Here is a 12237-nt window from a genome sequence, read left to right as displayed (position 1 = left end):
AGTCTACCATTTCACATTAGTGGTCAATGAATATATTTTACCACATATTTTATTTACGATCTTACCGAACGGGGCCCCGAAATAAAGCGTAAAATCATAACAGCATAATTTATGTAGCGGCTCTAAAAATAAAAAAGGTGGTTTCGATTCCTGATTATTTATTAACATCAATTCATTTTCAATAAAATAATCCGATAACCGACTCCCTCGCCACTCGATATTTTTATACACTTCTAAATTTAAGGTTGATACATACTCGTCTATAAATTCATTATACTCAAAAAACAATTCACGCATAATTTCCGGGTTTGTTCTACAATACTTTCCAGTATCATAACCATTGAAATATTTGATCATTCTTAGAGGTAAATCGATATGTATATTACTTGACATAGGTTTTAAATTTTTAAGAATTTCAATAACTTCAAATTTATATAGTTTAGGTATTCCAATAACAAAGTCTTGAAAATATATTCTATTTTTACCCACAAATGAAAATAACATTTTTTTATTTGAAAAATTGTTTTTAACAATAGCATCAATATCAACCAACTGATCAGCTCTTACAAATAAATAATAATCATAATCAATACTGGGCATTGATAAACCAACTATCAAGTTTTCAATTAATAAATTTGCATTATTTTCATACCAATTATGGCTGCTAGTATTAGCATATAAAACTACTGCGTCAATGTCTGTATTATCTATTTTTTCTCTGGAAATATAATACTTTTCATACTTCGACGTTTTCGTTAAGTTGTTTTTAAATTCTAGACAAGGGTACGTGCAAACCAGTTCATTTTTAATGTTTTGTCTAGCTATGTGGGCATTCACACCACTTTTCCCAATCGAAACTAAGGGGCCATGCAGAATTATTGCTATTCTCATTTCATTTAATCATCAAAAAATTGGGCTAGTGTAGCACTATCACGTTCTAAATTAATTGATACTGCAGAAGGATATGGATTTGTCATAGAGTAGTCATTAACTAATACTCGACGAGTATGGGGTAGCCCAAATAAACACCTATCAACCCGAACTCCACTTTTAGATAATTCATTGATTGTATATTCAATTTCAGTTTCAGGTCTTGAAGAAGTCAGAATTAGGAATAAAAAACCATCCTTCTGAAGTTCTTTAATTTTCAGCAGGTTATCAATTATCCCTTGCGTTTTCCAACCATTTTCAGAAAATTTACTTCCATTTTTAAGCAGAACTCCATCCACATCACAGAAAATAGTAAGATGTTTTTTACAATAATGTCTATATTCACGTAAAGTTCCCCAATCAATATAATCATAGGCGGATTTTCGAATGAACTCTTCATTATTCATCAACATTTTATATATCACATGTGATATATAAATTTCACTATTTGAAGTAAGATTTTCGAATGTATTACAGAATTCGATTGATGAAGAAAAGCTATAACCTCCACAACAGAAATAATTACTAATAACTTCTTTTTCTACTATATTTGAAATCACATCTAATGAATCAACTTCTACGTAGCTTTTATTTTTAGCGTCAACGAGTTCAATATTGTTTAAATCGACAGTTGTAACCGAGTTGATAGGCTCAGGTTTACATCGGAAAGTATTATCACAATCTTTAATAAAGATAGCTCCATTAATATTACCGATTTTAATTGCTTGATATATTGTATCTGATTGTGACGTGGTTTCTTTATCTAAAATTACAACGTCAGGCTCTCTCCCTGTTGTTTTAAAAAAACTGTCTTTTACCATTAATTCTGTTGTGTATTTCTCTAGATGTTCTTTTAGGCAAACAATTACTATTCTATCAAAGATATCTAGATCAATTTGTTCAATAGATTTTTCAATCATCAACTTACCATCAGGCATTGTTAATAACCATTTAGGACGCATATTAGGAAAGCGAGATGAACGACCAGCAACAGGTAAAATCAAAGTAAACATGTAATTATCCTTTCAATTTATTCATTATTTTATTAATGGTTTCATTAAACCAATCTTGTGTGACCTTATCTTCACTTTTTATATAAGGCGCGATTCTTAAGATGGTTAAAGCTTCTATAACTCTCATTTCATAATAATACAATTTATCAAGTGCTTTAATAAAGTAGGGTATAGCATATTCACAAAATATTTCACATTTTATACGAATACTATCTTTTTCATGTCGAAAACTCCATCCATACTCGAAATCCTGTAATAATTTAGCAGCATCTTGCAATGGGCTATTTATTTCACAACTTAAAAAGTCGAATAACAACAGCTGATTTTCTTCTGTGATTTTAAGGTTTGAAAGTGTTAAATCTCCATGGCATGGGCCTATCGGTATTTTCAAATCTTCATTGCAGAACGATTTAACTTTACTTATACATTCGGAAAGCATTGGAAATATATTATCTTTTCCCTTTGTTTTATTTTTTATTTCATCGAGTTTATTATAAATTTCATGAGTCAATACAGTCCCTTCGGCACTCATAGAAAAGTTATTGATCAAATAGAAGTTCAATGCTACTTTCAAATTTCTAGCTACTACTTTCGAACCTTTATAGGCAATTTTCTCGCCCCCTAAACCTTCTGCATATGGCATGGTTATCGACAAAAAGTTTTCTTTTTTTATAATGTTCGTTATTGGTATTGCATTAATCTCATATGTAGGCGTTTTTATTTTTTTGAAGTTTTTTTGTTTAATAGCGGCTAAGAAATTTTTATCTATCGAAGTATCAATGTCTTTTTTTACAAAATATTCATTCATAATCTCCAATATCGTAAGACTAGCTCCGGAGTGTGATGCGGCCTGTAACTTATAATTAATGTCTTCCATATATTCACTTACACCTAATTTAATTTAACTCAAATTTATTAATTATGCTCTATCTTATATAGGCTTTTAGTCCCGTTAATTTATATACATAAAAAGACATTACAACATTCCAAATAACAACACTTGCAGATATGGCATATGCGGCACCTAAAGATGAGTATAAAGGAATAAGAATACTCAACAAAATTACTGTTATTATTAATGTTAAAAGTAACGCTCTTAAACAATATTTTTCATTGTGAGTCATTGTAAGTACAATACCAACAGATCCCATTGACACGTTTACTATCTGTCCGACGCATAAAACAATCATTATCGGATATGCAGCCGCATATTCCTTGCCAAATAGAACGTTTATTAAAACATCTCCATAGGCTAATAAGGTAAATATAATTGGTAATAAAATTATTACATTCAGCCTAACGCTGTTAGTCAAAAGTTGTTGAATATTATCAGCGTGTTTATTTTTATAAAGCCTTGCAATTCTTGGCATGATGATCGTGTTTGTGGCATTTAATCCTAATGAAATCAACAGTGTTCCTTGCATTGCAACTTTAAAGTATGCAATTGACTCGGGCTTATCTAACCAACCGATAAATACTGTCGCCAGCTCCGAATTCAGAGTGCTAATGATGGACATCAAAGCGAAAGGACACAAACTTTTATGCCAAGATTTAAGATCAAAGTGTTTCACATTTTTATTATCTTTTACTCCATTATATTTTCCTATCCAAAATGCACTTAATATCAAGGCGATTATGGAACTGAAAATTGTAATTTTAATAATAAATATATTCGTTATTTGTTTTTGGTTAATTATTGAAATAAATAGTATAAGTAATATTATTAACGGCGATATTATCCCCATCGGTACCTGTGAAAGTATTGGTTTTCTAAGACCATTTAATATAGCAGACTGTTGAGACATCAGGCCTCTAATTGGTATTTGGAATAAAGCTATACTCATTAATACTATTATACTAGATTTGAAAATGTTCATGTTCATAGATAAGAATGTCAATATTACAACAATAAATGACACTATGATTACATAGTTACGAGACCAACTGATAATTCCTGATATATACGTCAGTTTGTTACCTAATTGATAATTAGCAACCTCTCGAATTAGTAGATCATGTAATCCAGCAATAGCAGGTAGTGTTAGAAGTGTAATTATCGATATAACATAGCCATATATACCGTATTCTTCAGGGCCTAGGTATCGAGCATAAACAATACCAGTAAGTACAGCTAGAGCTTTTGCTGTTAATTGAACTCCCGCAGTACCTATAAATTGTTTAACCAACAAACGAGTATCCATTAGTTCACTATCCCACAACTTTTTTCTAGAACATATTTTCTCATATATCTATCTAACCCCTTTTCTTCTTGAATAAATAAATTTAATACTTGATAGTTAACCAGATACAACTTATCAGATCACATGACCTCGAATATAATATTAAAGTAAAGAAGAGTTATTATCCGTAAATTTCATATTTCAAGCTGTCGTAACGCAGATGTTCGCGTATTAGCGGTCTCGTTCTGAATAATGCACACACCAGTATTGGGGGTTCGCCGCAAATACTCTATCCAACAATTTACCTTGAATAGAATCTATCACGACGGTTCAATACACCCAACCTCAAGCGTACACACGTTAATAACCTCAGTTCTCCAATCTTTATTAGGTTGTTGGACATCGAATTTACGGTCTAGCCATCTGCAATATTAAAATTACGCTTACTGTTGGCAGTTCTTTGAAGCGCGTTGAAGGCGGGCTTACAAATCTAAGCGCGACATTAAACACCATATTTTATAATTGCCTATATCAAATCCGTATTTTCGCAACTAATTGGTTAGTATTATACATTCTCAATTTTCCAGGTCGGGCTTGCGTGCTACTTACAGCCCGAACCCAACGTGTAATCGCTCTCTACCGTTTCTTGTCTGGTATGTTTTTCTCAGTAACAAGTTTACAGCGTCTCGTATAATTCAGCTGTAAATTTAGGACGTTTAAATTTAGTATTCATATAACCGCCATTAATTAACATTGTACTGAAATACTTTTAGGAGTGTTCAATAGAGTTAAACTGCACCACTTCTTTTCTTTATCTTAAGCTGATGAAGTCTTATATTACGTGAATGTTCATGATATTCCCCTGAGATTAAGCCTCATCACTCTCATAGCTATAGTTATAATAACCATAGCCATAAGACGCACTCGCCTTCTTCTCTACCGCATTCAGAATAAAGCCTTTCACTTCAATGCCAGCCATGTCAAAGCGGTGACGTGCAACTTCAATTTCTTTCACGGTATTCTGACCAAAGCGACCAACCATTAAGGTTGTACCCGCTAGTGCGCCAACGATGCTTGGATCTGTTACCGCCAGTACCGGCGGTGTATCAATCAGCACTAAGTCATATTCACTCGATGCCCATGTGATAAAATCGCTAAAGCGTGGATGCATTAACAATTCAGACGGGTTTGGTGGTACTTGCCCACGAGTAATAACGTCGAGGTTTTCAATGCTCGATGATTTGATTACGTCTTTAGTGTCTAATTTACCCGACAGCATTTCTGATAAGCCACGTTCCCATTCTAGGTTGAAATGACGTTGTAAATAACCTTTACGCATGTCGCCATCAACTAGCAATACTTTTTGACCTGTTTTCGCAATCACAGCAGCAAAGTTAGCTGATACGAATGACTTACCAATGCCTGGCGCAGGGCCCGAGATCATCACTACGTTATTTTTGGCTTCCATCATGGCAAAATGCATGCTGGTACGTAGACCACGTAATGCTTCAATCGATAAATCTGCAGGGTTCGATTCTGCTAGCAAAGTTTCATGTAATTCAAAATTTTTTTTACGCTTATTATGTTTAAGCTTAACGTCCATTTCTGCCTGCCAATCCGACATAGGGATGCTGGCATAAACCGGTAAACCTAACGCTTCAACGTCATCCGGGTTTTCAACACCTTTATGCAGCGCAGCACGAACAAGCACCACAGCAACCGATAACATGCCACCTAATAAGGTTGCTAATACCACAATCAGTGATTTTTTCGGTTTCACTGCTTTGCTATACGCTTGGGCAGTATCAAGAATACGGACATTACCAACCGTACCGGCTTTCAAAATATTCAGTTCTTGCACCTTGTTTAACAACTGAATATAAATTTGCTGGTTTACTTCAACATCACGTTTCATGCGTAATACGTCACGCTGAGTTTTTGGTAATTGTTGTACTTGTGCATTCAACTCATGTTGCTTCGCTAACAAGACTTCACGTTTATCTAACAGCGATTTGTAAGCAGGATGGTCCTTAGTGAATCGTTGGCTTATTTCACTTTCTTTAAACGTTAATTCATTTAACTGCGATTCTAACGCAACCATTACTTTTAACGTTGACTGGGCTTCTAACCCTAAATCAATTGATTCGTTGTCTTGTCGAAAGCGGTTTAGGGTATCTTCAGCCGCAGTTAACTCTGTTTTAATTTTTGGTAGGTGGCCTTGTAAAAACGCCAAGCTTTTTTCTGCTTCAGCCGAGTTACGTTGTACATTTTGTAAGAAGTAGTTTTGACTTACATCATTCAGAATATCTTCAATTAAGACTTTGTCTTCACCACTAAAGGATAATTCTAAAATACCGGTTTGTTTACCGCGTTCACTCACCGACAAATTCTGTTGTAACCATTGAATAGCATCAAGTTGCGATTGTTTAGCAATTGTAAACTCATCAGCATTGTTACCCACTAACGCTTGCACAAACAAACGATAATCATTGTTTTGCGCTAATTCACCTACAACACCAGATAACACCTTACGTTCGTCACCGTCATACAATGAATAACTACCTTTGCTGGCATCATCAATAATCAAACTAAATTCAGGCGCAGCATGACGTGGAATGTCAAAACGACTGATCGTAATGTCATTCTGTTGGCCGCTAATGCGTGCCAAGCCTTTACCAATAACAGGCAGGTATTTAGGCGCAGCAAGCGTGGTTAAATTGAGTTTTTCAACAGTTTTGCTTAAGATCATACGTGACTTAATGATCTCAACTTCGGTCGTCGCAGAAGACTCACTCGAAAACATATCCCCCATGTCACCAACAAGGGCTGACATACCACTGCTTTTTTGTTCCACTTGGATTAATGCATCGGCTTTATATACTGGCGTTGCTAATAACGCATAGCCAACACCAAATACAGCAAAAATAAAGGTAACCGCGACAATACTCCATCGCGCGTCCAGTAATATGCCGAATAACTTGCCTAAATCGATTTCGTCGGCGTCACTACTTGATGACGACTGCGACTTGTTTGTTTGATTGAGTGTATTGCTGCTCATAATAGTAATCAAATTCCAATGTTTAAATTTAAGCGCTAAATAGCTTGCGTAATAAGTAGGTTAAGTAGTCATAGTCGTTCGACATAGAGGCTACTTAACAGCTTTAACTTAGCTTATATTAACCTAACAGTTATTAACCTAACTGCTATTAACCTAACTTTTGGGCCCATGCTTTTGCAGAAGCTTCAATTAGGTTGTAAGCATGATCAAACGCTTCTTTACTTTGGCGGTACGGATCCGGGATATCTTGCTTTTGTAACCATTGGCTGAATAACATGGTTTTACCACGCGCTTCAGGGGCAATGTTAGTCACCGCATTAATATGGCCTTGCTCCATCACTAAGATCAAATCAAATTCACGACATAATGCCGAGGTAAGTTGACGGCCTTGATGACCAGCTAAGCTAATGCCATTTTCTTCTGCCACCTGGCAAGCCAGTTTATCTGCAGGCTTACCGACAAGCGCACCAACGCCTGCCGAAGCAATATGTTTATTCGGCAATAGCGACTTAAGCAAATACTCGCCCGATGGTGAGCGGCAAATATTACCCACGCACACCACTAAAATATTATTAAACATAACAACAACCTTTCGATTAATTCTTCAATTCAGGGTTAATTACCAAGTACGAGTACGGTTAATGCCTTCAGCCAGGTTATTAAAGCCTGATATTGTAGGTAATATCTGACCGATAACACGATTCCAACGCGTCATTGGTGCTGCCGTCACATAGACAATATCATAAGGTTTTAATTCAAATTCAGTACCAATAACCAGCGCGGCTGCATTCGTTATGTCTAATTGATAAATATCTGCAATTATATTGCTGTTCGTATTGGTCTCAGTGTCTGATTCAGCACTGCGGTTAGCACGCACCACAAAGATACCGGTAGCATCTGCAGCCAATTGATTAATACCACCGACATTACTCAATGCCTCGGTCAGGCTCATGCCTGCACGGTCAATTTTTAATAGTTTAGGTTCGTTCACTTCGCCCATAACAAACACTTTTTGTGCATCATTACGTGGTACGTGCACAATATCACCCGGCATTAATAAACGGTTCTGGGTTAAATCACCGCGTTGCATTAAGGCATGTAAAGACAGTTTTTTCTCAACACCTTGACGCGTTAACGTGACATTACGCCAATCTGCATCGGCCGCTAAACCACCAGCGTGGTTGACTGCATCTAATAATGTTAGCGGTACATTGCTAATAAATTGCTGGCCGGGTTTGTTCACTTCACCCGTGATGTAGGTTTTTTTAGAGCGGAACGCGGCTACGTTAACGTCGACTTGCGGCGTTTCAATGAACTTGGCTAATTTCTCCGTTAGCATGGCGCGAACTTCAACGACTGTTTTACCTGCAACAGCCACAAAACCAATGTAAGGGTAGAAAATAGTACCGTCGGCATGTACCCAGTTACCCGATTCACTCGCGCTACGGTAAGAGCCCGCAGGAATGGTTAATTCTGGATGGTCCCAAATCGTTACATTTAAAATATCACCCGCACCAATACGGTATTCGTAGGCGGCTAATTTGGCATCTAATTCAGGATTAATTTGCGCACTCAAACGCGGTGCTTTATACCTTGCCATTTTGTCTGCTGTTAATGGATATAGATTAACACGCTCTAAAATATCAACGGTTTCTGAACTATCATCATTGGCACTTTCAGATGCCTGCTTATCGTCTACATTTAAGTAAGTGCCAGGTACAGTACAACCGGCTAAAATGACAGGTAAAGCAACAGCTAGCAGCAATTTTTTATAATGCTTCATATGATCCAATATTTATTTTAAATAAAGCGGGATTATACCGCTATGATGGGAGAATAACTAAAACTAATAAAGTAACGCCAATTACGTCACACTTTTAGATATATTGTTCTAACTTTATGTAATCTGTATCAAGTACGCATGTTGCGCCAAGGTTACAAGTGAGTTACATTGGGGTTGTGTGATTTGTGACATCTGTAATGAAATGTTGATAAATTCTAAAAATGCTTAGTCAAACACACATTATTTATAAAAATCACGCTACCGCCCGAAGGTTGCAGCACCTCAACGCTGATAAGTAACTAAATTAGTTGATATTTAAATAGTATAAATTTATAGGCATCTATTTATCGATACCTATTAATAATCCATATCTTCAATTTACACGCTTAAAATCGATGCGATTCTCGCATATTCCCCTATTTACAGCAAGCACTCGCCTACTCAAAATGGAATAAAAAGTCACACTGTAATATTAATTTAATTCTTATATCAATTAGTTATGAACTTAATAAAAAATATTCAAAAATAATATATAAATGTGATGGGACTAGCAATATTAAACTAATAACCATCACTAAGTATTAAAGTTTAAGTCATCCTAACACTGTAATAAATATAATTAGAAATCGCGACTAAGGTTAAAAACCTTACATAGAATACAAAATACAAGCCACAAATATTGTAAGCGGTTGTAAGAAAACATAATCTACCAATTAAATTACAGTTTAGCGATTAACTGCCAAGACGTTTGCCCACTCGCCCAATACTTACGCTCAAATGGTGTGGTGGCTTCTATTGCTTTGTACGTCTGCAAGTCACTTTTTACATTCGCCAGTGATAAAGCATGCTGAAACTCTTGTAAATATAATTGCCAGTTGCTGCGCAGCTCTAATTCACCACCTAACGCTAAGATTGACGGGAAGACCGCCGCACCATGCCAGCGTCGTTGTAAATGTTTGGCTTTTGGCCATGGATTTGGATACAAGATATAGTGTTTATGTAACTGCCAGCCTGCATCCACGGCTAAACGCCATAGATCGTTTAAATCCACCTGAAATAAATGATATACCTGCCCATCGATTTGATGCGCATGACGATGCTGTTCGTTACGGTCTAAACGGTCTGCCGATTTGTCCATACCAAATACCAAACAGTCAGGGTGCAGCTGCGCAATCTTCGCAGTGCTTTCACCAACGCCGCAGCAAGAATCAAAAATAATCGGACGTGGATCTGCGGCTACAATCGCTTGCATCTGTTCAAACGCTTCAACGGTATGCTGACGGTATGGCTTACGGAATTTGTGCTTAAGGTGTTTTAATACCACTTCATCTAGGTGCTCGTTTAAGCCCGTTTGGTTAGTTGTGATCTCTCGAGAGTTACCCATCGAATCGTCTTGTGTTGTTTGCTGCTGAGTATTCATTTGTTTTACCGATTTGTTAATACGAGTGATAACCCCCTCCCTTTACCAAGCCGAGGATTAGGGAGGAAGTATTTTTATTGTTAACTTCTTAAACCAACACCTTTACTGATCAAGCGATATACCAATGCATAAAGCACCGCAATAAAACCGATAATGACAGTAAATGAATAGAATAATGGAATGTTTTCGATGCCTAAGAAACCATTACGGAATGCGCTGACCATATAAATGATGGGATTGGCGTGTGAAATAGTTTCCCATACCGGTGGTAACAGTGACGTTGAATAAAACACACCACCTAAATAGGTTAATGGCGTTAATACAAACGTAGGGATAATCGAGATATCGTCAAAACTTTTTGCAAAGATAGCATTTAACAACCCTGCTAACGAAAACAAGATAGCGGTAAGTAATAACGTGCTCACGATCACTAATATACTATGAATTTGCAGTGGTACAAAAAACAGCGACACACAAGTCACAATAAAGCCTACGAGTAAGCCACGCGTAACACCGCCACCGACATAACCGGCGATAATGATATAAGTGGGTACCGGTGATACTAATAATTCTTCAATATTGCCTTGAAACTTGGCGCTGTAAAACGACGACGCTACATTTGAGTAAGAGTTGGTGATCACCGACATCATGATCAAACCTGGAACAATAAACGCCATGTAGCTAAACCCTTCCATCTGGCCGACACGAGAGCCAATCAGGTTGCCGAAGATGACAAAGTATAACGACATGGTAATGGCTGGCGGTACTAAGGTTTGCACCCAAATACGCGTAAAACGGGTGATTTCTTTATTCAGAATACTGTTAAACGCGATTAAATAATTTTTTTTCATTTTAACTCACTTATTCAAGTGTCCGTGCAAATTATTGGGCTTGCACTTGTCTACCCTGCTCGACTATATCCATGAATAACGCTTCGAGACGGTTTTCTTTATTACGAATCCCCTGAACTTGAATGTTCATTGTCGCCAATTGCGCGAATAACGAATTTAAACCGCGATTTTTAGCCACATCCACTTCTAAGGTATGATCATCTAATAATCGACAGCTGTAACCGTCTAATTCAGGTTTGATTAATTTGCTGTTTATATCAAGTCGACTGTTTATATCAAGTCGACTCTTTATTTCAAGTAAATAGGACTCACTATTTAATTGTGATAATAGGGCTTTCATTGAGGTATCCTCAATTAACAAACCTTTATCAATAATGCCGATATTACGGCACAGCATTTCTGCTTCTTCTAAATAATGCGTGGTAAGAATAATCGTAATACCCTGCTCATTCTTACGCTGCAAGAATTCCCACATGGTACGACGTAATTCAATATCAACACCGGCCGTTGGTTCATCTAAAATAAGCAGCTCTGGATCATGCACTAATGCACGCGCGATCATTAATCGACGTTTCATACCACCAGATAAATTACGCGCCGCGTCATGCCGTTTGTCCCATAATTCAAGTTGTTTTAATAATGCTTCACAACGCACTAACGCTTCTTTACGCGGTACACCATAATAACCCGCTTGATTGACGATAATATTTTCAATCTTTTCAAACGGATTAAAATTAAATTCTTGTGGTACTAAGCCAATCTTACTCTTGGCCGCTTCAAGATCTGTATCAATATCAAAACCGAAGATCTTAACTTGTCCGGCGGTTTTATTTACCAATGAGCTCATCACGCCGATAGTCGTCGACTTACCCGCACCGTTAGGCCCTAACAGTGCATAAAAATCACCTTTGGCTACGGTAAGGTTTATATTTTTGACCGCTTGAACTCCGCCAGAATACGTCTTCTGGAGCCCTTTTATTTCAAGTGCTAACGTCATGAGAT

Annotated in this window: 10 protein-coding genes; all 10 read right to left on the bottom strand. The window is 36.8% G+C overall.

Translation table 11 applies throughout. The features are described 5' to 3' along the window. Positions 1 to 3: 3 nt before the first annotated feature. Positions 4 to 891: a hypothetical protein gene (locus HWV03_RS03160; protein ID WP_211678420.1), complete on the bottom strand. Its 888-nt coding sequence runs from the start codon at positions 889 to 891 to the stop codon at positions 4 to 6. Positions 892 to 896: 5 nt separating this feature from the next. Beyond that, positions 897 to 1943 carry a hypothetical protein gene (locus HWV03_RS03155; RefSeq protein WP_211678419.1) on the bottom strand — a complete coding sequence of 349 codons (1047 nt, stop codon included), beginning with the start codon at positions 1941 to 1943 and terminating at the stop codon, positions 897 to 899. A 4-nt stretch (positions 1944 to 1947) separates the two neighbouring features. Then, on the bottom strand, positions 1948 to 2820 hold the full coding sequence (locus HWV03_RS03150) for a phosphotransferase family protein (RefSeq protein WP_211678418.1): 873 nt from the start codon (positions 2818 to 2820) through the stop codon (positions 1948 to 1950). Between the two features lie 49 nt (positions 2821 to 2869). After that, complete coding sequence (locus HWV03_RS03145; RefSeq protein WP_211678417.1) at positions 2870 to 4144, bottom strand: flippase; 1275 nt, start codon at positions 4142 to 4144, stop codon at positions 2870 to 2872. Between the two features lie 847 nt (positions 4145 to 4991). Next, on the bottom strand, positions 4992 to 7181 hold the full coding sequence (locus HWV03_RS03140; protein ID WP_211678416.1) for a polysaccharide biosynthesis tyrosine autokinase: 2190 nt from the start codon (positions 7179 to 7181) through the stop codon (positions 4992 to 4994). Between the two features lie 148 nt (positions 7182 to 7329). Next, positions 7330 to 7761: an arsenate reductase/protein-tyrosine-phosphatase family protein gene (locus HWV03_RS03135; RefSeq protein WP_211678415.1), complete on the bottom strand. Its 432-nt coding sequence runs from the start codon at positions 7759 to 7761 to the stop codon at positions 7330 to 7332. Between the two features lie 39 nt (positions 7762 to 7800). Then, on the bottom strand, positions 7801 to 8964 hold the full coding sequence (locus tag HWV03_RS03130) for a polysaccharide export protein (protein WP_211678414.1): 1164 nt from the start codon (positions 8962 to 8964) through the stop codon (positions 7801 to 7803). A 718-nt stretch (positions 8965 to 9682) separates the two neighbouring features. Beyond that, positions 9683 to 10384 carry a tRNA (guanine(46)-N(7))-methyltransferase TrmB gene (trmB, locus tag HWV03_RS03125; RefSeq protein WP_211678413.1) on the bottom strand — a complete coding sequence of 234 codons (702 nt, stop codon included), beginning with the start codon at positions 10382 to 10384 and terminating at the stop codon, positions 9683 to 9685. Between the two features lie 80 nt (positions 10385 to 10464). Then, complete coding sequence (locus HWV03_RS03120) at positions 10465 to 11235, bottom strand: ABC transporter permease (RefSeq protein WP_211678412.1); 771 nt, start codon at positions 11233 to 11235, stop codon at positions 10465 to 10467. Between the two features lie 31 nt (positions 11236 to 11266). Further along, entirely contained in the window at positions 11267 to 12232 is a 966-nt protein-coding gene (locus HWV03_RS03115) for an ABC transporter ATP-binding protein (protein WP_211678411.1), read from the bottom strand. Positions 12233 to 12237: the final 5 nt, after the last annotated feature.

Origin of the sequence: Moritella sp. 36 (assembly GCF_018219415.1) — a bacterium.
Taxonomy (GTDB): domain Bacteria; phylum Pseudomonadota; class Gammaproteobacteria; order Enterobacterales; family Moritellaceae; genus Moritella.
Note: the sequence above shows the minus strand (reverse complement) of the source record. Positions and strands in the feature narration are given on the sequence as shown.

Bases quoted from the DNA above. Each gene is read 5' to 3' on its own strand.
- HWV03_RS03115 (WP_211678411.1), bottom strand. From the start codon at position 12,232: ATGACGTTAGCACTTGAAATAAAAGGGCTCCAGAAGACGTATTCTGGC.
- HWV03_RS03145 (WP_211678417.1), bottom strand. From the start codon at position 4,144: ATGGATACTCGTTTGTTGGTTAAACAATTTATAGGTACTGCGGGAGTT.
- HWV03_RS03120 (WP_211678412.1), bottom strand. From the start codon at position 11,235: ATGAAAAAAAATTATTTAATCGCGTTTAACAGTATTCTGAATAAAGAA.
- HWV03_RS03155 (WP_211678419.1), bottom strand. From the start codon at position 1,943: ATGTTTACTTTGATTTTACCTGTTGCTGGTCGTTCATCTCGCTTTCCT.
- HWV03_RS03150 (WP_211678418.1), bottom strand. From the start codon at position 2,820: ATGGAAGACATTAATTATAAGTTACAGGCCGCATCACACTCCGGAGCT.
- HWV03_RS03140 (WP_211678416.1), bottom strand. From the start codon at position 7,181: ATGAGCAGCAATACACTCAATCAAACAAACAAGTCGCAGTCGTCATCA.
- HWV03_RS03160 (WP_211678420.1), bottom strand. From the start codon at position 891: ATGAGAATAGCAATAATTCTGCATGGCCCCTTAGTTTCGATTGGGAAA.
- trmB (WP_211678413.1), bottom strand. From the start codon at position 10,384: ATGAATACTCAGCAGCAAACAACACAAGACGATTCGATGGGTAACTCT.
- HWV03_RS03135 (WP_211678415.1), bottom strand. From the start codon at position 7,761: ATGTTTAATAATATTTTAGTGGTGTGCGTGGGTAATATTTGCCGCTCA.
- HWV03_RS03130 (WP_211678414.1), bottom strand. From the start codon at position 8,964: ATGAAGCATTATAAAAAATTGCTGCTAGCTGTTGCTTTACCTGTCATT.